The sequence below is a fragment of the Streptomyces longisporoflavus genome (genome assembly GCF_014649775.1).
In the GTDB taxonomy this organism is placed as follows: Bacteria; Actinomycetota; Actinomycetes; order Streptomycetales; family Streptomycetaceae; genus Streptomyces; species Streptomyces longisporoflavus.
On the sequence record NZ_BMTR01000001.1, the window covers coordinates 582,394 to 603,499 of the forward strand.

A 21,106-nucleotide genomic window follows, 5' to 3' on the forward strand; every position below is an offset into this window, starting at 1 on the left:
GCGGCCAGGAGACCGGCTCACTCCTCAAAGGGGGCGGCAAGCAGCAGATCCTCCACTGTGGGCACCGGGAAGCCGGGGAGATGGCGGCGGCCGACCTCGGCGAAGGGGTGCATGAGCACTGAGGCGGGCTTGGTGCGGCACAGCGACAGGATGTTGTCGACCGCCTCCTTCTTGAAGCCGTCCCGGGGGAAGGCGGCGAGGATTTCCTCGAGGTCGTCGGACGGGATTTCCCGCAAGTCATTGCCGGCGAAATCGAGCCCGGAGCCGACGGCAATCATGGCGATCTCCGGCCTCTTGCGCGTCGCGATGCCGACACTGGTGTGCAAAGCGATGGCGTCCCAGACGACCTCCACTCGCTCGGCCGTCATGCCCCGCGTCCGCAGGAACCGCTTCGCGGCGTCCGCGCCGTCGACTTCGAAGCGCTCGGTCGGGGTCCGGTACGCCTCGACAAGCCCGAGATCGTGCAGGGCGGCGGCAACGAAGGCGAGTTCACGGTCGTAGCGGACGCCTCGCCGGTCAAACAGCAGAGAGCTGAAAATGTAGGTCCGCATGACATGGTTGAAGAGTGTCCCGGAGGATGCGCCCCGCACGAACGCCGCGGTTTCCACGGCTATTTCGCTGGTCGGGATGTGGACTCCGGCCACCTTCCGCGGGAGGGCGTCGTCCTTCTTTTCATTGCTCTGGTCGAACATGCGCCTTGCCTTCTTGTCGGCGGTTGTTACTACGAGCCTATGAATGACCTCGTCGAGCCGACAGCGGCGAAAATGCCGATAATCCCCGGATTCCCGCCAGGAAGGCTTCGCCCTTCCGTCCGCGCCAGGTCGAGGGCGGGTACGAGTGGAGCAAAACCGTCCCTTGTACCCCGGCTTTCCCGGCTGAAGACACCCGAGTGGAAACTTCAGGCGCAAGGACGGCTTACGCGTCAGCGGGGTTGTCGACCCCAAAACTCCCGCGCGCAGGCCTCGTTGGGCCGGGCATGGAAGACACGAAAGGCCAGATGGCTACGCACCAGCAAGGACAACTCCTCACCGGCGCATACTGGCTGGAGGCGGCAGGGCACTTGGGCGATGAATGCAAGTGGTGCATGCAGCTGGTGCCGGACAACGCAAAGTCCGAGCAGCGGGCCGGCCGGCAAGCCGAATGACGCGCTCCGCGTTGTCCGCGGCGTCAGCCCGCCCGGCCCGCTGAGGTGCGGTCCGGAAGTCGTTCACGGGTTCCGCCCCCGCCCATCTCGCGCGGCCCGAGTTCGCGGGCGGTGTCGATGAACGCCTGTACGTGAGGCGCGGGAGCGGAATCGGGCAGCACGAGCGCCCATTCGGTGCGCGGCGCGTCCTCGAGCGGGATCAGCACCACGCCGGGGTAGGCGTAATAGCGCAGGACATGGGCGTTGAGGGGGCAGACCACGCGTCCGTTGGCGACCAGGGCCAGAAGTTCGTGGAAGGTCCTGGCCGGCGGGCCCCGGTGGATCAGACGCCCGCCCGGCGTCCGCTCCGGACACATCGCCCGGAGCCACTCCCGGGGAGCACGGGTGCCGGGGTCCGGGACGGTCCGGCCGGCCAGGTCCTCCAGTGACACGCGAGTCCGTGACGCCAGATCGGAGTCCGCGGCCACGGCCAGGACCCGGCCCTCCGTCAGTACGACGGGCCCGAGCCGGAGCCCGGGGTCGGGCAGCGGGAGCCACCTCAGTTGCGCTGCTACCTCGCCGGTCCGCAGCCGGGCGAGTGAATCGCTGAAGTGGAACTCCACGAACTCCACGCTGCACTGGGGATGGCGGGCGCGGAACTCTTCGACCAGCCACGCCAGTTCGGCGGGGAGCGCGCCCATGGCCCCCAGCCGCACGGTCCCGGAGCAGCCGCGGGCAGTGTCCGCGGCGTGCGCCAGGGCCCTGCGGATCAATCCGTAGCCGGGCCGGAGGTCGTCGCACAGCCGCTGGCCCAGCGGCGTCAGCGTCACGGTGCGGGTGTTGCGGTCGAACAAGGCCCCGCCCAGGCGGCGCTCCTGCCGGCTGATGGACTGGCTGACGCGTGCCTGGGAGAGATGCAGCCGTTCCGCGGTCCGGCCGAAGTGCAGTTCCTCGGCCAGCGTCAAGAGGATCTCGATGTCCCGCAGCTCCATGGCGCCCCCATTCATCACTCCCGCTTATGGCTGCCTTACGAAAATCGGCGTTGTTCCGGCCGATCAGCCTAAACGAGACTCGGCCTCGTCCCACTGGTCCGCCAACGCCTCGGCCGGGAACGGCGCCTGCCGCGCCGGTCGGTCGCCCCCTGCTCCTGCCCCCTTCGTTCCGTCCACCGGCCGGGCCGCCTCACACAAAGGATCCTCGCCGTGGCACCTGATTCGACCACCGTTCATCCGCTGCCCGCGCACGACCGCGTGGTGTTCCTCAAGCCGCTGGTCGCCTCACCGAAGATCAGTGTCGGCGAGTACACCTACTACGACGACCCCGACGGTGCCACGGAGTTCGAGCACCGCAACGTCCTCTACGCGTACGGCCCGGAGCGACTGATCATCGGCAGATACGGCGCGATCGCCACGGGCACCCGCTTCATGATGGCCGGTGGCGAGCATCCGATGATGGGCGTGTCCACCTACCCGTTCACCATGTTCGGCGGCCGCTGGGCCGAGGAGACCCTGGACATCGTCACGGGCATGCCGAGCCGCGGTGACACGGTCGTCGGCAATGATGTCTGGTTCGGCCACCACTCGACCGTCATGCCGGGCGTGCGCATCGGCGACGGTGCCATCATCTCGGCCGGCGCCATGGTCGTCGCCGACGTTCATCCCTACACCATCGTCGGTGGCAACCCGGCCAGGCCGATCCGGCACCGGTTCAACGACGAAGACGTCGAGCGACTGCTCCGCGCCGCATGGTGGGACTGGCCCACCGACCTGGTCACCGAACACGCCCGCACTATCATGGCCGGATCCCCCGCAGACATCGCACGCATCGCAGCCCAGCACGACCTGGAGAAGACTCTGTGACCAGAGTGTCCATCGACGAGCACGCTGTGGCCGACAGCGGAGCCGGCCCCTACGCCATCACCACCGGGCCGGACGGCGCACTGTGGTTCACCCTGGTCCACAGCGGCCGGATCGGCCGCCTGATCCCCGGCAAAGACGTCACGAGCCACCAGCTCGACCCCGCGTGCGGGCCGACCATCATCGCCCCGGGCCCCGACGAGGCCCTGTGGTTCACCCAGTACCAGGCGCACCGGATCGGGCGGATCACCACCGGCGGGGTCATCGACAACTTCGCGATTCCCACCTCCGGCTGCGGTCCTTTCGGTATCGCGGCAGGGCCGGACGGTGCCCTGTGGTTCACCGAGACCACCGCCGACCGCGTCGGTCGCGTCACCCTCGATGGTGAGGTCACCGAGTTCCCGCTCCCGGTCACGGGCGCATTCCCCTCCGCGATCACCGCCGGCGGTGACGGCGCGATGTGGTTCACCCTCAACCAGGCGAACGCCATCGGGCGGATCGACATGGACGGAGCCGTGACCCTCCACCCGCTGCCGACCGAGGGCGCCGCGCCGGTGGGCATCACCACGGGGCGCGACGGGGCGCTGTGGTTCGTCGAGATCGCAGCGGGCCAGATCGGGCGGATCACCCCGGACGGGCAGGTCACCGAGTATCCGCTGCCTGATCGCACTGCCCGGCCCCACGCCATCACCGTCGCCGACGACGGCACGGCGTGGTTCACCGAGTGGGGCGGCAACCGCATCGGCTCGATCACTCCCGACGGCACCATCACCGTGCACGACCTGCCCACCCCCGGCTCCGAGCCGCACGGCATCACGCCGGGCCCGGACGGCGCCTTGTGGGCCGCCCTGGAGATCGGATCGCTGGCTCGCATCGCCCCGAGGCCAACGCCGTCTGACCCACGACGCGCCCTCCCCGCACCGGGTAAGGCGTCGGCAGGCGGTCACCCGTAGAGCGAGCGGCCGACCGGGCTGTCGCCGGTGAAGCGCTGGCCCGCGGCGATCTCCTCGCCGACCATGGACCAGACGGACTCGTCGTCACGGAAGGGGAGCGGGTCCACGCTGCTCGTCTCCTCCCGGATGCGCTCGACCTCACTCGCAAGGCGCTCGAAGTCGGCGTCCTCGTCACTGCCGTCACCGCTGAAGGTGAACTCCTCGAGCAGCCGCTGGAACCGGAGGGTGACCTGGACGAGCGAGGAGACGTCCGTGTGGAGTTCCCGCGCGGTCCCCTCGTCGGCGTCAAAGGCGTAAACCTTGCCGGAACCGAGATCGAGGGCGAGGTGAGCGTTGAACAGCCAGCCGATGACGGGCCATTCGCCCGCGTCCTGCGAGGCGTCCTCGAAGTCCTCGAAGTCGACGACGTCCTGAACGAGCGGCAGCCGACCGGAGTCCTCGTCGGGCTCACGCAGATGGAGCGTCCCGGTGGGAGCCCCGACGGTCTGCAACAGGAGGGCGCCCTCGCTGTCCGCGGCGGAGGGCGGGAAGGCGGCGGCCGGCAGGGTGGTGAGCCGATCCTCGCCGAAGATGTCGGCGAGTTCGCTGCGGGTGACGTCGAAAAGCACTGCTCGAACTCCGAATTCGTCGGCACCGCGGGCGGGCGCCGTGGGGCTGGTTCATGGACGGAGGCGGTCACGGGCCCGGTGCGGACGTATTCGTCATCTGCTGCCGGCGACTGCACCTTGTACGCGGGGCCCTGTCCGACGACCGCGGACGCCGGTCTCAGGACGGCGGCTGGGGTTCCTGGAGGCCCCGGAGCAGCAGTGCGACCAGACGGCGGGGATCGTAGCGCGGGTCGCTTTCGGGGCCGATACAGAGGTTGCCGATGCCGCGCATCAGCTCGTACGGCTGCGTTCCCGGTCTGATCTCGCCTGCGGCGGCCGCGGCGTCGAGCAGTTGCTCGGCCACGGGCAGCAGGCGGTCGAGGAAGTAGGTGTGAAGCGCGGTGAAGCCACTGCTGTCCGGCTGCAGCGTGTTGGCCAGGCCGTGCTTGGTGACCAGGAAATCGACGAAGACGTCGATCCACTGACGCAGCGCCGCGAGCGGCGAGTCGGCCTCGGCCAGCAGGCGCGGGCCGGCTTCGGCGCACGCCTCGACCTGGTGGCGGAAGACGGCGACGACGAGGTCCGCCCGGGTGGGGAAGTGGCGGTAGATCGTGCCCATCCCGACGCCCGCCCTGGCCGCGATCTCGCGGATCGGCGCATCGACGCCGGAGGTGGTGAACACCTCGGCGGCGGCGGCAAGCAGCTTCTGCTGGTTGCGTACCGCGTCGGCCCGTTTGCTCGGAGCCGGCACCTCTCCGGACTGGCCTGCAGTGGGCACTGCGCTCTCCTTCTCCTGGTCTTCCTGATCGCCGACAAGACGGAGCCGTGTTCCGCTGGTAAAACGGAACGCTGTTCCGTATCGTAAGTGGAGCAACGTTCCGGTTCAGTCTAGCCGACACCGGCGCTTCCTCCCTGCCTCACGCACCCGCCCGCCCTCCGTCGCGGCGCGGGCTGCGGCCGAGTCCTCGCAGGGAATACCGAAGGGAAAATCTCATCGTGAGTGCATCGACTTTCATGACCGACGCCGCTCTCCCGCCCACCCCCGTGCTCTCGTACGGTCCGGTGGTCCTTACCGTGGCCGGACGCCCCGCTGACCTGCAGATACGCGTCACCCTGCCCGCGTCGGGAACCGATCTGCCGGTCATCCTCCTCTCGCACGGGCACGGCAACTCGAACAACCTCTCCTCGCTCAACGGCTACGCACCGCTCGCCAACCTGTGGGCGGCCCGCGGCTTCGTCGTCATCCAGCCCACCCATCTCAGCTCCAAGACGCTCAGCCACCTGCACGCGGACGCTGCCGAGGGGCCCATGTTCTGGCGCTCGCGCGCCGAGGACATGACGCACGTCATCGACCGGCTCGACGAGATCGAGACCGCCGTGCCGCGGCTCGCCGGGCGCATGGACCGCGAGAGCATCGCGGTGGCCGGACACTCCCTCGGCGGCTTCACCGCCGCCCTCCTGCTGGGCGCCCGGGTCACCGACCCCGAGAACGGACAGGAGGCAGATCTCACCGAACCGCGGATCAAGCAGGGGGTGCTGCTGGCCGCCCCCGGCAGGGGAGGGGACATCCTGACCGGGGTGATGGCCCAGCAGGTGCCGATCTTCCGGAGCATGGACTACTCCACCATGACCACGCCCGCGCTGGTGGTCGCCGGGGAGAAGGACGACTCCCGCCACTTCACGGAGATGGGCCCGGAGTGGCACGCCGACCCCTACCACCTCGCTCCCGGCAGCAAGACACTGCTCACCCTGTTCGGCGCGGAGCACGGACTCGGCGGGATCAGCGGATACGACGCCGCCGAGACCACCGACGAGAACCCCGGGCGGGTCGCCGCGCTCGGCGAGCTCTCTGCGGCTTACCTGCGCACCCAGTTCCGACCGGGCGACAACGCCTGGCAAGAGGCCAGTGACGCGCTGGCCACCGGACCCGACGCGTTCGGGCGGATCGAGTCCAAGTAGCCCCGGACCGGCGGGGTCTCCGGGGTGGGCCCGGGGCGGGAAGGCGCTCGGCGCCACCGGCTCCGGGCCGCCTCAGTACGGCAAACCCTCCGACGCCGCACGCAGGGCAGCGAGAAGGCACGCGGTGATCTCCGCTCCGGAGGCCCCGGGGTCGTGCGCGTACCGCTGGGCGAAGTCCTCCGCCGCCGCGCGCAGCGCGCCGTTGAGGGCTGCCGCGTGCACCTTCACCCTCAGTTCGTCGGCCTGGCTGCCGGAGCGCCGGGCGAGGAGTCCCGCAAGGACCGGCAGGGCGTCGTCGTGGGCCTGGAGCCACACGGAGCGCAGTGCCGGGTCGGTGGACGTCATGCGGATCAAATCGAGTATGACGGGGGTGTCCGCGGGCAGTTCGCCGATGCTGCTGGTCTCGGTGAAGAAGTCGAGCAAGGGCATATCCGCCGGCCAGTGGCGCAGTTCGTCCATGACGAAGTCGAGCCCTGCCGACAGGAGGGGCAGCACGCAGCTTTCCTTGGTGGGGAAGTGGCGCCACATCGTGCGTGCGGAGATCCCCACTGCTTGGGCGATCTGGTCGCCTGTCGTAGCGGTGACGCCCTGTGTGGTGAAGAGGCGGACCGCCTCGCGGGCTATCTCGTGGCGGAGGGCGGCCTTCCGCCGCTGGACGAGCGACGGCCTGGCGGTCGTATCCGCCGGCTGTCCTCGTTCCGTGGATGGCGCCTCGCGCACTCTCGCTCCACCGCCCTCCGTCTCGATCACGGCAGCATAGCGAGCCGCCAACTGGGCTTGTGCAGACGGTCAGATGACGCACACAGACGTCTTGTCACAGACTGACACGCAGCCCTATTCTCCCGTAAGTGACCAGCGGGTAACCCGCGTTGGCCTGCACTGTCATGCCCATGACAAAAACATGGCGGCCTCTGCTCAAGCACGGATAAAGCGCCCCCTCAGCACCGTACCCCGCATCCGCACCCCGCCAAGGAGCCGCATCATGCCCCCGCCCAGCAGACGCGCTCTGCTCACCGGCGCCGCCGGACTCGCTGCCGCCGGCGTCCTCACACCACCGGCAACCGTCTCTGCCGCGCCCGCCCGCGTACGGCTGACCAGAGAGGAACACCGGGCCGTCATCATCGGATCCGGCTTCGGAGGCGGCGTGGCCGCGCTCCGCCTGGCACAGGCCGGCGTTGCGGTGACCGTCCTCGAACGCGGCCGGCGCTGGCCGACGGGCCCGAACGCGGAGACCTTCCCCCGCGTCTCGGACCTCGACAAACGGATGCTCTGGTACGGCACCATCCCCGCAGCGGTCAGACCGCTCGCCAAACTCCTCGGCACCCCGCTGAACTTCGCGCCCTACACCGGACTCCTGGAACCCGTACTCGGCGAGAACATCCTGAGCGTCTGCGCGGCCGGAGTCGGCGGCGGATCGCTCGTCTACCAGGGGATGACGCTCCAGCCCTCCGAGGCCGTGTTCAACACCTGGCTGCCCGAAGAGCTCGACTACCGGCGCATGGACCAGATCCACTACCCGCGGGTCGCCAAGATGCTCCGCGTGGCCACGGCGCCCGCGGAGCTGGTCGCCTCACCCACCTACGCGGCGGCCCGGGTGTTCGCCGAGCGGGTGCGCAAGGCAGGGTACGGCCTGGAGAAGATCCCCATGCCGATCGACTGGGACTACGCCCTGGCCGAACTGCGCGGCGAGATGAAGCCGTCGTACACCAACGGCGACTGCGCCCTCGGAGTCAACAACGGCGGCAAGCACTCCGTCGACGTGACCTACCTGCGGCAGGCCGAGGCCACCGGCAGGGTCACCGTCGCCACCCACCACAACGTCACGTCCGTGGCGCGGACCGGCGACGGCCGCTGGGAGGTGCGGGTGGACCGCACCGACGACGCGGGAGATGTCCTCGAGCAGAAGATCCTCTCGACCCGCGCCCTGATCATGGCGGCCGGCAGCGTCAACACCAGCAAGCTCCTCGTCCGCGCGGCGGCCACCGGCGCCATCCCCGATCTCCCCGACGGCATCGGCGAAGGCTGGGGCACCAACGGCGACCGCATCTACGCCTGGACGAACCTGCGGGAGGACTTCGGGGCCGAGCAGGGCGGACCGGTGGTCTTCGGCAGCAAAGCGTGGGACGACCCGGCCACCGCGAACACGATCATCCAGGCGTCCCTGCCGCCGCTGGGCCCGGACACCCGGACGACCATGCTGGTCGGCTTCGGGGTCAGCCCCGATCGCGGCCGCCTCCGATACGACGCCGCAACCGACTCCGTCTCGCTGCACTGGCCCCGGAACGGCGACGCCGCGAGCCACCGGCACATCCACCGGCGGGTCACGGCGGTCTCCCGGGGGCTCGGCGTCCTCACGGACACCAACTCCCTGGTCAACAGCACCTGGCACCCACTGGGCGGGGCAGCGATGGGCGCCGTGTGCGACCTCGACGGGCGCGTGCGCGGACAACGCGGCCTCTACGTCCTCGACGGCGCGCTGATCCCGGGCACGACGGGCGCCTGCAACCCGTCCATGACCATCGCCGCCGTGGCCGAACGGGCGCTGGACGCCATCACCGCCCGCGACATCGACACGATCATCTGAATCACGAGCGAGGAGCACACCATGAGCCGCAAGAGACTTCCTTCGCGTTCTGTCCTGCCCGCCCGTTCGCCCCAACCGGCCGTGACCGCACCGGAGTCGAGCGCCCGCCGCGCCGCCCCGGCCCGCCGGCGCCTGATGGCCGGCGTCGTCGCCGGCACCGTCTGCGTGGGCCTTGCCGGCACATCGGCGGCATCGGCCACCACGGCTGCATCGACCCCATCAGCCGCCGCGGCCGACGGACAGCCCGTCGTCTCCCGCGGGGTCACCATCCCCGCCTTCTACAACCCGCCCGCCGAACTGCCCGCCGAGAACGGCGCGTTGATCCGCACCGAAACCATGCCGCTCGGGCTGAGCATCCCCGGCCTGGACGGCCGCCCCCTGCCGGGGACCGCGAGCCGCCTGATGTACAAGTCCACCGACTCGGCAGGCAAGCCCGTCGCGGTGACCGGCGCCTACATCGAGCCCTCGGCCGCCTGGACGAAACCGGGCCCGCGCCCGCTGGTGGCGGTGGCCTCGGGCACCATGGGCCAGGGAGACCAGTGCGCCCCCTCCTTCGCCCTGCAGCACCCGCTGACCCTCAACGGCGAAACGGTGTCGGTCGGCTACGAGGCGCTGGCCATCTACCGCATCCTGGCCAGCGGGGCAGCCGTCGTCCTGACCGACTATGTCGGCCTCGGCGCCACCGACCGCCTGCACACCTACGTCAACCGCCTCGACCAGGGGCACGCCCTGCTGGACGCGGCCCGCGCGGCCCGCGCCGTGCCGGGAGCCTCGGTCACAGCCGAGTCCCGCACCGGTCTGTACGGCTACAGCCAGGGCGGCGGTGCCAGCGCGGCGGCCGCCGAACTCCAGTCCACCTACGCGCCGGACATCAAACTCGCCGGCACCTACTCCGGCGCACCCCCGGCGGATCTGACGTCGGTCATGAAGGGCATCGACGGCAGTGCGCTGGCCGGCGCCCTCGCCTGGTCGATCAACGGCTTCGCCCAGTCCGACCCCGACCTGCGCGCGGTCGTCGACGCGCACATCAGCGATACGGGGAAGGCGGCCCTGAAAGACGCCTCGACCATGTGTGTCGGTGACGCGCTCTTCGGCTACGGCTTCACCAAGAGCAACAAATGGACCAAGGACGGCAAGTCCATAGGAGACATCATCGCCGCCGATCCGCGAGCGCGGGCCGCCCTGGACAAGCAGCGCATCGGCAGGCTCAAGCCCAGCGGTCCGGTGCGTCTTGCGACCGGCGTCCACGACGACATCGTCCCGCACACGCAGGCCCGGCAACTGGCCGAGGACTGGTGCGACAAGGGCGCCAACGTCACCTACGAGGCGCTCGCGCTGCCGAACCTCGGCGACAAGATCCTCACCAACCACCTGGTGCCCCTCATCACCGACCAGGGCGATGCCGTCTCCTGGCTGACCGACCGGCTCGCGGGCAAGCCGGCCGCCTCCAAGTGCTGGAAGATGCCCCTCCAGCCCTGACATCCGGCCCTGCTCTGTCCCGCCCGCGGCTTCGCTCGGCCGCGGGCGGGCGCGCCGCTCGCGCCGCTCAGACGGGAACGCACTCCTGGCCGGCCTCCTCGAAGGGCGGATATCCCGCACTGCCCGTGCGCTCGGCCGCGTCGATGTAGACGACCAGTGCGTCGCGGGACCGGGCGATCTTGTCCATCTGCTCCTCGAGACGCCGCAACCGGGAGCGCATCGCGGACAGCAACTCATGACAACCGGGCAGCTCCGGGGTCTCTCCGACCGCGCAGGGCAGCACGTAGGCGATGTCCTCGGAGGACAGGCCGGCACCGAGAAGATGGCGGATCTGCTTCACCCGCAGGACGGCGTCCTCGTCGTACTCGCGGTATCCGTTCGCCCTGCGCTCCGCCTCCAGCAAGCCCTGGGCCTCGTAGTAACGCAACTGATGGGCGTTGACGCCCGTGCGACGACTCAGTTCCCCGATCCGCATCGAACCTCACTTGACCTTCATACCGGTATGAACGTTGACGATGCTGCCATGGACATCAAAACCGATACACCCGTGACCGTCATCGGACTGGGACGGATGGGCCAGGCACTCGCCGGCGCGTTCCTGAAGGCGGGCCATCCCACCACCGTGTGGAACCGTACCGCCTCCAAGGCGGCCCAACTGGCAGCCGCAGGCGCACAGTCGGCGCCGACCGTCGACGACGCGCTCAAGGCGAGTCCCCTGACCGTCATCTGCGTCACCGACTACACGGCCATGCGCCAACTGCTCGGCGGGAACGACATCTCCCTGAACGGCACGACGTTGATCAACCTGACGTCCGGCGACTCGGCGCAGGCCCGCGAGGCCGCCCGATGGGCCGAAGGGCGCGGCGCCCGGTACCTGGACGGCGCCATCATGGCCATCCCGCCGGCGATCGGCACCGACGAGGCGGTAATTCTGCACAGCGGGCCCCAGGCGGACTTCGAGGCACACCGGCCCGTGCTCGACGCGCTCGGCACCGTCAGCTACCTCGGCGCCGACCACGGCCTCGCGTCCCTGTACGACGTGGCGGGTCTTGCCATGATGTGGAGCGTGCTGAATGCCTGGCTCCAGGGAACTGCGCTGCTCAAGACGGCCGGCGTCGACGCGGCCACGTATGCGCCGTTCGCGCGGCAGATCGCCGCCGGGGTGGCCGAGTGGCTGCCCGGGTACGCCGAGCAGATCGACAGGGGCGCATTCCCGGCGGAGGTGTCGGCCCTGGAGACCGACGTTCAGGCGATGGCCCACCTGATCGAGGAGAGCGAGGCGGTGGGTGTCAACGCCGAACTGCCCAAGCTGATCAAGGCGATGGCCGACCGCGCGGTCGCGGCCGGACACGGCGGGGAGCAATACCCCGTACTGATCGAGGAGTTCGCCAAGCCGCACGGGGCCTGACCGCATCCTCCTGCCCGCCGGTGCACGCAGGGCGCTCCCGGCCGGGCACATACGAAGCCGGGCACGCCGCCCGAAAGGAAGAGCGGCGTGCCCGGTCCGACCGCAGGGAACCGGCGCTCCGTGCGATCCGATGCGCTGGGTTACTTGTTGGCGCAGGCGTTGCCCTGCGCCGGGTTGAGCAGTCCGACGACGTTCACACTCAGGCCGCAGGCGTTGACCGGGACGTGTACGGGGACCTGGACAACGTTTCCGGACAGGACGCCGGGGGACTTGACTGCGCCGCCTTCCGCGCCGGAGTCGGCAGCGGCGGCACCGGCGCCGCCGAGAAGGGCGGTGGCGGCCAGAGCAGCGGCGGCAAAAGCAGTACGAACACGCATGGTTGTGCTCCTTCAGGTGGAGGCGAACACTCAACTCGTTCTCCGGCCGGTGACCGCCATAACATCCGTGCCCCGAAGGAACCAGCCGCATCACCCGCTCAGACCACGCGGCCATGGGCCACCCGGCGCACCACCGATGGCGCGAGTGGCTGCTGTTAGCCTGCGGCCGTGATCAAGGGGAGATCGTCCGGCCGTACGGGGCGGATAACGGGGGCCAACAGATCAGAGCGCGTTCTGATCGTGGCCAGTTTCGTGAACCGGGTCGGCAACGGTCTGTTCAACTCGGCGGCGGCGCTCTACTTCACCTTGGTCGTGGGGCTGCCGCCGGTGCAGGTGGGTGCCGCACTCACCATCGCCGGTCTGATCGGCCTGCTCGCGGGGATACCGGGCGGCCACCTGGCCGACCGGCGCGGGCCGCGTACGGTCATGATGCTCGCTCTGGCGATTCAGGCGGCGGCGATGTCCGCTCTCATGATCGTCGAGAGCTGGGCAGCCCTCGCGGCCATCGCCGCCGTCGACCAACTGGCCGCGGCCGCGGGCGGCGCGGCCTGGGGCGCCCTCGTGGTCCGGGTCGGCACCGACCGCCCGGCGCTGTTCAGGGCAAAGCTGCGGACCTATGTCAATCTGGGCGTCGTCCTCGGCACCGTGGGCGCCGGATTCGCGGTAGCGGTCGATACCCGCACCGCCTACGTCCTGCTGATCCTCGGCAACGCGGCCAGCTTCGCACTGTGCGCGCTCCTCCTGCTCCTGCTTCCCGACTACCGGGCCCTCGCGCCACCGCCGCAGCGCCGCTGGATCGCTCTCACCGACCGTCCGTTCGTGACCTTCACGGCCCTCTTCGGCGCGATGGGACTGCAATACCCGGTGGTGTCCCTGCTCCTTCCGATCTGGATCTCGGAGCACACCGACGCGCCACGCTGGACCGTGGCCGCGGTATCCGCGATCAATTCCGGAGTCTGCGTCCTGTTGCAGACCAGAATCGGATCCCGCATCGAAACTCCCCGTGCGGGCGGCAGGGCGTTCCGTACGGCCGGGCTGCTCTTCCTCCTCAGCTGTCCGATGATGGCGCTGAGCGCGCACGCCCCGGTGTGGGCGGCCGCCGGCCTCGTGGTCGCAGCGATCTTCGTGCACAGCCTGGGCGAGATCTGGGAGTCCTCGGCCGGTTTCGCCCTCGGCTTCGGTCTGGCACCAGACCACGCCCAGGGGCAGTATCAGGGGCTTCTCGGGCTTGGGTTCAGCGCGGGCCAGGCGCTCGCCCCCGCGATCCTCACCACCGTCGTCCTCGGCCTCGGCACGGCCGGCTGGCTCCTCCTGGGCGCCTTCTTCGCCGCTGTGGGCGCCGTGGGCCCCTCACTCGAACGCTGGGGAACGCGCACCCGGTCCCGGCAGGAAACCGGAGCCGCAACCGCTACCGGGGAGCGCTGAGGGCCAGTTGGTGCAGGTCTTCCAGGGCGTCGAGGAGGACGGTGGCCTGATGCCACTTGATCCAGTTGCCGAGGGTGCGGCTGGTGGCGTCCAGGGCCTTGAGCTGCGCCTGGGTGAAGCCGAGCAACGGGCGGGCGTGGTGGGAGGAGATGACACCGAGGACGGAGTCCTGCTCGTCGACGAGCGGGATGCTGTGACAGGCGCGGCTGCCGGCCGAGAGGATCACGCGGCGTGTGTCGTCGTCGAAGCCGGCCGCTGATGCCACTTCCTTGACGGTGACCTGATGCCGGGCGGCGGCAGCGCGCGCGCACGAGGTGTTTCCGTCGACAAAGGCGAAGTAGTCGGTGAACTGCCGCGACAGACCGGCATGCTTGGCCATGCGCAGGACGCCGTCCTCGACCAGCTGCACGTTGCCCATGTCCGTACCGGTGACATCCAGTACGTGATGCAGGGCGGCGCCCAGGATCTCGCCCTGGTTGGCCGCGTTGAGCGTGCCGGCCCCGAGCGCCGCCAGGTCGGGTATCGGATGCTGCGCCCGCCCGCTGAGCCACACCCGGGCGCCCGGCCCCGGTCCCGGAGTCCGGGCCACCGCTGCGGCCAGTTGGTGCAGCTTGATGTTGGCCCGCTGGGACGCCTGGCGCATCAGCGAGAAAGCCGCCTCGGCGTTCGCCAGGCGATATCGCTCGACCAAGATGCCTTCCGCCAGGGCGACTCGGGGGCGTGCACGCGCCCGGACCTCAAGCATGGTCACCTGGTCGCGCAGCCGCTCGGCCGTTTCCTGCCACCGTGCCGTCTCGTCAGCAGGGGAGAGGGGCTGCCGGGACGAAGGCCGATCGTCGGGCGAGGATGCAGAAGGCATGCTCGTCACGTTGTCTCCCATGTCTGCACCCACACCGTCTTTCTCATCGACCCCTTAGCAGTGACTTCGACGCCGCGACGCCGCTGTCGGCCATGCCCGGCCCGGCTCGCCGGATGGCCCACTGCTCTCACTCATGCTGACCTTAACCCGACGTGTTCACGATGTGATGACCCCCCTGAAAGTCCGACCCGAAGGAAGCGGAGGCAGGCCTGCGCGAGGCGGATCGCCGCCCGGTGAGTACCCGGTCACACTTCTGACTCACGTGACATCGGGGCGAGAGGTGTCTCTTGTGCGGGGTAGGCAGGGGAGAGGAAGAAGGAGAGAGAAGCACGAGGACGGCTCTGAGGTCGCCTCGCGGCGCGACTTTGGAGGACACATGGCGAGGTACAGCTTCACGCCGGGAGCGGGTCACCGGTTCGAGGTTCCCCTGTCGGACGAGCCGGACAAGGCGGCAGCCCAGCTCAAGGGGCGCCTGGAGGACCTGGGACTGACGCATGACCACTTCCGGGTGAGCGTCGAGGGGTCCGAGGTCACCGTATCTGGTGACGCCGCCATGCAGGAGCAGAAGGAGAAGATCCTGCTCGCGCTGGGCAACGTGGTCGGCGTGGCGGAGGTCGAGGACCGGGTGGCAGCCGGGCAGGAGGGTCTTGCCCCGCGCTTCGTCACCGTCCACGAAAGCGAAACGCTCGGCGACGTGGCTTTGCGCGTCTACGGCGACCCTGCCGCCGCCGGGCGGCTCCTGACCGCGAACCACCCCGTCCTGACCGACGCGAACGAGATCTACGCCGGTCTGGTCCTGCGCGCCCCGGCCAAGTAGATGATGTCGATCACATACGCATTCAGGTCACGCATGGTGCACGGGCCGCGGACGGACGCGCTGTACGCCGGTCAGCGGCCGGTGGAGCCGTCGATCTGCTCGCGGAGGATGTCGGCGTGACCCGCGTGCCGACCGGTTTCCTCGATCATGTGCACCAGAACCCAGCGCATCGAAGGTGCCGGCCCCCGATGCGGTGCGCGCGGAGCGGCAAGCGTCAAGTCCGGGCAGGCGTCGATGACTTGGTTCGCCCGCTCGACGGTGTCGCGGTAGCCGGCGAGCACGCTGTCGACGGTGTCCCGCGCGGACGGCCGCATCGTGGCACGCCAGTCTCCGGCATCCTCACCCAGGAAGTAGAACCGTTCGACGTACGTCAGATGCTTGAGCAGGCCGAGGAGGTTGGTGCCCGAGTCCACTCCGGCTGTTCGCACCTGCGGTTCCGGCGCGCCCGCGACCTTGTCCGCGATCGAGTCCCGCAGATAGTCGAGGAAGCCCCGCAGAGTGGCCTTCTCGTCGGCGCCGGCCGGGGGCGGACCGGTGTCCTTGGTCCGGGGCCGGGTGTCCTGCGTACGGTTACGGCCGGCCGGCATCGACCTGCTCCCTTCCGGTGGGCTGCGCGCGCTGGACGAGCAGGACGTTGTCGATGACGGTGGCCGTTTCACCGGCGGGTCCTGTGGCCCGGCGGTGGGGCATGTCGGCGCGCAGGACGGACCAGTGCGCGGGGTCGAGGGCGAGTTCGGCGGCGATCTCGGCGGGCGTGGGGTAGTGGATGTCGGGGTCCTGGTTCCATGACCAGGGCGCGGTGGAGCCGTGGTCGACGACCAGCAGGAGTCCGCCGGGCCGCAGGGCCCGGGCGGCGGTGCGCAGCACTTGGCTGCGGGGCAGCGCGAACGGGGTCTGGAAGTACTGGGCGGAGACGAGGTCGAACTGACCGGCCGGGAAGCTGACGGCCAGATCGTGCCGCTCGGCGGCGACTCGGTCGGCGATGCCGAGATCGCGGGCGCGTTCCCGTAGGCGTTCGACGGCAGTGGTGGAGATGTCCACGGCGGTGACCTGCCAGCCCTGCCGGCCGAGCCAGACGGCGTCGCCGCCGGCGCCGCAGCCCAGGTCCAGCGCGGTGCCGGGATGCAGCGGTGCGGCCGTCTCGGCGAGCAGCGGGTTGACGCGGGCGCTGGTGGCGGGGCGGGCGCGGTAGTGCCGCTCCCAGAACAGCTCGGCGTCCTTGTCCGCCGTGTCCTTGTCCGCGGTGTCCGGGGCCGCCGTGTCCGTGTCCGCTCCGGTTTCGGTGGCGGGCCGCCGGCGTCGGGTGGAGTCCATGTGCCTTGTTCCCTTCGTTGACCTGCGGGCCGCCGGGTCTGATCCGATCCGACGGCGCCGCCCGGTGATGTACCGACAGCATTGGCAGCACCGTTTCGCCCTTGCAAGAAAAATTGCGGATCCGCATCATCGGAGGCATGGACGACCCCGCAGGCCCCCCAGGCCCCGAAGCCACCGCTCCCGCGCCCGCAGTCAGCGCACAGTCCGCAGACCCCACCGGAGACGTTCTCGCGGGCGTCGGACCGCGTCTGCGCGCCCTGCGTCAGGCGCGCGGCGCCACGCTGGCCGCGCTGGCGGAGGTAACCGGCCTCACGGCGAGCACGCTGTCCCGTCTGGAGAACGGCAAGCTCCGCCCCACACTGGAGCAACTGCTGCCCCTGGCCCGCGCGCACGGCGTCCCGCTCGATGACCTCGTCGCGGCGCCGCCCACCGGGGATCCGCGTGTCCATCTGCGGCCCGTGCGGCGATCCGGCCTCGTGATGGTGCCGCTGACGCCGCGGGCCGGTGGCATCCAGGCGTACAAGGTCATCTATCCGCCCGCGGGACGGGCGCTCACGAGGAACCTCCAGACCCACGAGGGATACGAGTGGTTCTACGTCCTCGACGGACATGTCAGATTCATCCTCGGCGAGCGCGAGTTCCGCCTCGGCGCCGGCGAGGCCGCGGAGTTCGACACCCGCGTACCGCACTGGATCGGCAGCGCGGACAGCCAACCCGCCGAGCTGCTGGCCCTGTTCGGCACGCAGGGCGAGCGCGCACATCTGGCGCCGGCCGGGCGCTGACCCCACGTGGCGTTCGCTGTGGCCGGGGGATGGACGGTTTCTCCACCGATGCCTGCCGAGGCGGGAGAACTTCTCCCTGTCCCCGCCGCGACCGCCTGCCTACGGTGAGCGGGCTCACCTGGCAAAACGGTCGTTCACCCAGCACGGGGACATGAGTTCACCCAGCACAGGGACATGAGGAGTCGTCGATGACGGAAGCCGGGACACTGCGCCGCAGCGCACTGCGCAAGGTCGCTCGGAGGTTCATCCCCTTCCTGGGCCTCGTGTACTTCGTCAACTATCTGGACCGTACGAACATCGGCTTCGCCAAGCTGACGATGAGCGCGGACCTCGGGCTCACGGAGACGATGTTCGGGCTCGCGTCGGGTCTGTTCTTCATCGGCTACCTGCTGTTCGAGGTGCCGAGCAACCTCGCCCTGCACCGCTTCGGCGCGCGACGCTGGATCGCCCGCATCATGGTGACGTGGGGTCTGTGCGCGATGCTCCTTGCCTTCGTGCAGTCCTCCGGGCAGTTGTACGCGGTGCGCGTGCTCCTCGGCATCGCGGAGGCGGGGTTCTTCCCGGGCATCATGCTGTTCCTGACGTGGTGGCTGCCGAGGGCCGAACGGGTCCGGCTGATCGGCGTGTTCCTGGTCGCCATCCCGCTGTCCAGCGCGGTGGGAGCGCCGCTTTCCACGGCGATCATCACGTACCTCGACGGGTTCCCGGGACTCGAGGGCTGGCGCGTGATGTTCCTCCTTGAGGGCGTACCGGCCGTCGTGCTCGGCGTGATCTGCTGGTTCTACCTCACCGACCGGCCCGAGGACGCCGCCTGGCTCACTCCCGGTGAACGCCGCGCGCTCACCTCCGTCCTGGAGGCCGAACGGGCCGAGCTCGCACCCGCCGCGGAAGGCTCGCCCTTGCGTGCCCTGCTCAGCGGCAAGGTGCTGGCCCTGGGCGGCATCTACTTCGGGGTCGTGTACGGCCTCTACGCCCTGTCGTTCTTCGGGCCGACGATGGTCGCCGGGTTCTCCGAGCGCTTCGACACCGAGTTCACCCTGGTGCAGACCGGCGCCATCGTGGCCGTCCCCTTCGTGGCCGGAGCGATCGCGATGGTCTTGTGGAGCCGCCACTCGGACCGCACGGGGGAGCGGCGTTGGCATCTGGCCGCGCCTGCCGTCGCGGGCGGCCTCACGATCCCGGTCGCCCTGTACGTCGATTCCCCGTACGCGGTCATGTTCCTGGTCACCGTCACGGCGATCGGCATCTTCTGCGCACTGCCGGTCTTCTGGCACTTCCCGCCCATGGTCCTGACGAGCGCCGGAGCGGCGGCGGGCATCGCTCTGATCAACACGCTGGGGAATGCGTCGGGCTTCCTCGCGCCGTACGTGACGGGGTGGGCCCGCGACGCGACCGGGGACCTCGACACCGGGCTGTGGATCGTCGGCATCGTGATGGTGGCCTCCGGGGCGGGGGCGGCGGTGCTGCGCGAGGGGCCGCGGGCAAAGGGCGGTGACGAGGCGTCCCTCACGCCTTCGGCCAGGGGAGAGGCCGTCGGGCTGTGATGCCAGGCCGGTCGGTTAAGGCCAGCCCGGTCAGGCCAGTCGGTTCAGGCCAACCGCCGGGCCAATTCGTGCAGCCGGAGCGCGAGCTGGATGTCCAGAGCCCGGTCGGCGCCGCGCCAGCCCTCGCCGAGAAGGCCGTCGGCCCGGTTGAGGCGCTGGTAGAGCGTGTTGGCGTGGATGTGCAGGTCCGAGCAGGTGCGGGCGTGGTGCTGCGCGTTGGCCAGGTACACCGAGACCGTGGCCGCCAGGTCGCCGCCCCGCCCCCGTTCCCGGTCATGGTCGAGGAGCGGCCCCACGGTCGCGCGGACGAACACCCGGGCCTCATCGGCGCCCGCCCGGGTGAACAAGGAGCGGTAGGCGCCCAGTTCGGCAGGCTCGGCGACCGCTTCGTGCCGGCCGAGGGCCCGCAGCATCGTCGCCGTCTGCCGCGCCTCCTGGTGCGCCCGGCGGATCTCCGCGACGCCCCGCCCGCACGCGGCCACGCCCACGGGGCCGCGAAGCCCGCGCGCCTCCACCAGTGCCCTGAGCGCGGCCGCGTCGAGTCCCGGCACCAGGAACGTGATGTGGTCGCCGAGCTGGGCGCTCCAGCCCGACGTCTCCCGGGCGAGCCTGGCGATCTGATCGGCCGTGTGGTCGGTGTCGCGGGCCTCCACCACGGCGACAGCGGCCACGGAGTCCACGTCCATACCCGCGCTCAGCGCGCGGCGCCGTACGCCGCCCTCGTCGGCCTCCGCGGAGAGCAGCGATGCCAGCACTTCGCCGCGGGTGCGCAACTGCGTCTCCAGAACCGAGCGTTCCAGCGCGGCCACCAGGGCCACGGTGAGCGTGCCGATCGAAAGGAGTCGTACGTCCTCTTCGTGGAACTCCTGCTCCCCGGTCGCGATCAGTGAACCGGCGTGCCCGCCGCGTACGACGACCGGCAGCGCCACGCCGTGGCGCCGGTGATGCCGGAAGGGACGCGGGGACTGGGGCTCGTCGCCCGTCCCAGGCGCCGGACGCGGACACTCCGGCCCGGCGAGCAGGGCGCCGTGCGCGTCGAGGACCGACACGGTAAGCCCGGCCGCGTCGGTGATGATCTGCGCGACCTCGCGGTAGCCGCCCCCGCCGACCACCACGTCCGTGAGCCGGTCACGCAGATCCGCTTCCGTCCGGCGCAGGGAGTCGCTGTGCCGCAGCGTCAGATTGGCCTCGCGCAGATCCGCGATGAGGGCGGCGTTGCGCAGGGCCACCGCCGCGTGGGCCGCCAGCGCGGCGAGCAACTCCACCTCGCGGCCGGTGAATCTGCGCGGGCTGCGGTCGGCCGCGAGCAGCACCCCTACCGGTTCGTCGTCGACGATCATCGGCACGCCCAGGATCCCGCCGAGCTGCTCGGCGGCCGCGGCCCGCTCGACCGCAGGGGTGCGGGCCAGCTCCGGGTCCTCGCGATAGCAGGTGGTGGACCGGGGCGCACCGCTGAGCAGGACGAGTCCGCCGAGACCCGCACCCGGTTCGAGCTCGATGCCACGCAGCGTCGAGCCCATCGAGCCGTCGACGGTCTCGATCCGCAGCCGCTGGTCGTCGTGCAGGACCATGATGTACGCGAGGTCGACGGAGAGCAGGCGGCGCGCGTGCGCCGCCACTTCCCGCAGCACCCCGCTGGACGCGGTCAGCGCACCCAGGCGCCGTGCCAGGTCGTTGAGTGCCGCCAGTTCGGCCGACTCCCGCTGCTGCCGTGTCATGCGCCGCAGGATCTCGCGGGCATGCGCGGCGGAGTCCTCGACGTCCTCGGCGGTGCGGCCCTCGGCGATGAGCGCGCGGCGCAGCGAGTCGATCTCGTCGGGGGACGGCGCCTCGGACAGCAGCCGCAGCCAGCGGTTCTCGGTCATGTGCACCCCCACATGATGCAGGGGATCCGAAGGGCTCACGGTGGAGGGTCTCTCCATGGTGGAAGGCGGAGGATGGAGATTGTCTCCGTACGGTTCGTCGCGCCGCCGTGTTTCGATCGACATCAGCAGCACCGCCCGCGCCGGCCCGGCAGTACTGCGCGAAGGAGACGGATA

At 70.3% G+C, this 21,106-nt stretch carries 21 protein-coding genes; 10 read left to right on the top strand and 11 right to left on the bottom strand.

The features are described 5' to 3' along the window. Positions 1 to 17 precede the first annotated feature (17 nt). Complete coding sequence (locus tag IE226_RS02730) at positions 18 to 692, bottom strand: HD domain-containing protein (RefSeq protein WP_190079282.1); 675 nt, start codon at positions 690 to 692, stop codon at positions 18 to 20. Positions 693 to 1,167: 475 nt separating this feature from the next. Then, positions 1,168 to 2,115, bottom strand: coding sequence for a LysR family transcriptional regulator (locus tag IE226_RS02735; protein WP_190079283.1), 948 nt, complete (start codon positions 2,113 to 2,115; stop codon positions 1,168 to 1,170). A 210-nt stretch (positions 2,116 to 2,325) separates the two neighbouring features. Between IE226_RS02735 and IE226_RS02740 the strand changes: the two genes are divergently transcribed. Together IE226_RS02740 and IE226_RS02745 are read left to right on the top strand one after the other, a co-directional pair. Further along, on the top strand, positions 2,326 to 2,982 hold the full coding sequence (locus IE226_RS02740) for a CatB-related O-acetyltransferase (RefSeq protein ID WP_190079284.1): 657 nt from the start codon (positions 2,326 to 2,328) through the stop codon (positions 2,980 to 2,982). Positions 2,983 to 2,987: 5 nt separating this feature from the next. Further along, positions 2,988 to 3,932: a Vgb family protein gene (locus tag IE226_RS02745; protein ID WP_373306866.1), complete on the top strand. Its 945-nt coding sequence runs from the start codon at positions 2,988 to 2,990 to the stop codon at positions 3,930 to 3,932. On the opposite strand, the gene IE226_RS02750 is transcribed toward IE226_RS02745, so the two are convergent. Further along, entirely contained in the window at positions 3,923 to 4,540 is a 618-nt protein-coding gene (locus tag IE226_RS02750; protein ID WP_190079286.1) for an SUKH-4 family immunity protein, read from the bottom strand. The two genes, IE226_RS02745 and IE226_RS02750, sit on opposite strands and share 10 nt — an antisense overlap. 157 nt (positions 4,541 to 4,697) lie before the next feature. Next, a complete protein-coding gene (locus IE226_RS02755; protein WP_190079287.1) occupies positions 4,698 to 5,297 on the bottom strand; it encodes a TetR/AcrR family transcriptional regulator in 600 nt (199 codons plus the stop codon). A gap of 218 nt (positions 5,298 to 5,515) precedes the next feature. Here IE226_RS02755 and IE226_RS02760 point away from each other — a divergent pair, with 218 nt between their 5' ends. After that, positions 5,516 to 6,478 carry an alpha/beta hydrolase family protein gene (locus IE226_RS02760; protein WP_373306851.1) on the top strand — a complete coding sequence of 321 codons (963 nt, stop codon included), beginning with the start codon at positions 5,516 to 5,518 and terminating at the stop codon, positions 6,476 to 6,478. Between the two features lie 72 nt (positions 6,479 to 6,550). Here the strand turns inward: IE226_RS02760 and IE226_RS02765 are convergent, their stop codons facing one another. Further along, positions 6,551 to 7,198 (bottom strand): TetR/AcrR family transcriptional regulator, encoded by a 648-nt coding sequence (locus IE226_RS02765; protein ID WP_190079288.1) that lies wholly within the window; start codon positions 7,196 to 7,198, stop codon positions 6,551 to 6,553. Positions 7,199 to 7,460: 262 nt separating this feature from the next. Here IE226_RS02765 and IE226_RS02770 point away from each other — a divergent pair, with 262 nt between their 5' ends. Together IE226_RS02770 and IE226_RS02775 are read left to right on the top strand one after the other, a co-directional pair. Continuing rightward, positions 7,461 to 9,062 (top strand): GMC oxidoreductase, encoded by a 1,602-nt coding sequence (locus tag IE226_RS02770; protein ID WP_190079289.1) that lies wholly within the window; start codon positions 7,461 to 7,463, stop codon positions 9,060 to 9,062. A gap of 21 nt (positions 9,063 to 9,083) precedes the next feature. Continuing rightward, positions 9,084 to 10,541, top strand: coding sequence for a lipase family protein (locus IE226_RS02775; RefSeq protein WP_373306853.1), 1,458 nt, complete (start codon positions 9,084 to 9,086; stop codon positions 10,539 to 10,541). Positions 10,542 to 10,608: 67 nt separating this feature from the next. Here IE226_RS02775 and IE226_RS02780 read toward each other — a convergent pair whose 3' ends face one another. Then, complete coding sequence (locus tag IE226_RS02780; RefSeq protein ID WP_190079290.1) at positions 10,609 to 11,016, bottom strand: MerR family transcriptional regulator; 408 nt, start codon at positions 11,014 to 11,016, stop codon at positions 10,609 to 10,611. A 48-nt stretch (positions 11,017 to 11,064) separates the two neighbouring features. Here IE226_RS02780 and IE226_RS02785 point away from each other — a divergent pair, with 48 nt between their 5' ends. After that, positions 11,065 to 11,949 carry an NAD(P)-dependent oxidoreductase gene (locus tag IE226_RS02785; RefSeq protein ID WP_190079291.1) on the top strand — a complete coding sequence of 295 codons (885 nt, stop codon included), beginning with the start codon at positions 11,065 to 11,067 and terminating at the stop codon, positions 11,947 to 11,949. Between the two features lie 140 nt (positions 11,950 to 12,089). Here the strand turns inward: IE226_RS02785 and IE226_RS02790 are convergent, their stop codons facing one another. Next, positions 12,090 to 12,326 (bottom strand): chaplin, encoded by a 237-nt coding sequence (locus tag IE226_RS02790; RefSeq protein WP_190079292.1) that lies wholly within the window; start codon positions 12,324 to 12,326, stop codon positions 12,090 to 12,092. A 240-nt stretch (positions 12,327 to 12,566) separates the two neighbouring features. Here IE226_RS02790 and IE226_RS02795 point away from each other — a divergent pair, with 240 nt between their 5' ends. After that, positions 12,567 to 13,751: an MFS transporter gene (locus IE226_RS02795; RefSeq protein ID WP_229870360.1), complete on the top strand. Its 1,185-nt coding sequence runs from the start codon at positions 12,567 to 12,569 to the stop codon at positions 13,749 to 13,751. Here IE226_RS02795 and IE226_RS02800 read toward each other — a convergent pair. Further along, positions 13,735 to 14,610 (bottom strand): ANTAR domain-containing protein, encoded by an 876-nt coding sequence (locus tag IE226_RS02800; RefSeq protein WP_229870363.1) that lies wholly within the window; start codon positions 14,608 to 14,610, stop codon positions 13,735 to 13,737. The two genes, IE226_RS02795 and IE226_RS02800, sit on opposite strands and share 17 nt — an antisense overlap. A 376-nt stretch (positions 14,611 to 14,986) precedes the next feature. Here IE226_RS02800 and IE226_RS02805 point away from each other — a divergent pair, with 376 nt between their 5' ends. After that, positions 14,987 to 15,427: a BON domain-containing protein gene (locus IE226_RS02805; protein WP_190079293.1), complete on the top strand. Its 441-nt coding sequence runs from the start codon at positions 14,987 to 14,989 to the stop codon at positions 15,425 to 15,427. Positions 15,428 to 15,498: 71 nt separating this feature from the next. Here the strand turns inward: IE226_RS02805 and IE226_RS02810 are convergent, their stop codons facing one another. Together IE226_RS02810 and IE226_RS02815 are read right to left on the bottom strand one after the other, a co-directional pair. Continuing rightward, a complete protein-coding gene (locus IE226_RS02810; RefSeq protein ID WP_190079294.1) occupies positions 15,499 to 16,014 on the bottom strand; it encodes a DinB family protein in 516 nt (171 codons plus the stop codon). Then, on the bottom strand, positions 15,998 to 16,741 hold the full coding sequence (locus IE226_RS02815) for a class I SAM-dependent methyltransferase (protein WP_190079295.1): 744 nt from the start codon (positions 16,739 to 16,741) through the stop codon (positions 15,998 to 16,000). Before IE226_RS02815 ends, IE226_RS02810 begins: the two co-directional genes overlap by 17 nt. Before the next feature lie 137 nt (positions 16,742 to 16,878). Here IE226_RS02815 and IE226_RS02820 point away from each other — a divergent pair, with 137 nt between their 5' ends. Continuing rightward, positions 16,879 to 17,523: a helix-turn-helix domain-containing protein gene (locus tag IE226_RS02820; RefSeq protein ID WP_190079296.1), complete on the top strand. Its 645-nt coding sequence runs from the start codon at positions 16,879 to 16,881 to the stop codon at positions 17,521 to 17,523. Between the two features lie 188 nt (positions 17,524 to 17,711). Next, on the top strand, positions 17,712 to 19,067 hold the full coding sequence (locus IE226_RS02825) for an MFS transporter (protein ID WP_190079297.1): 1,356 nt from the start codon (positions 17,712 to 17,714) through the stop codon (positions 19,065 to 19,067). Between the two features lie 44 nt (positions 19,068 to 19,111). On the opposite strand, the gene IE226_RS02830 is transcribed toward IE226_RS02825, so the two are convergent. After that, on the bottom strand, positions 19,112 to 20,932 hold the full coding sequence (locus IE226_RS02830) for a helix-turn-helix domain-containing protein (RefSeq protein ID WP_190079298.1): 1,821 nt from the start codon (positions 20,930 to 20,932) through the stop codon (positions 19,112 to 19,114). Positions 20,933 to 21,106 lie beyond the last annotated feature (174 nt).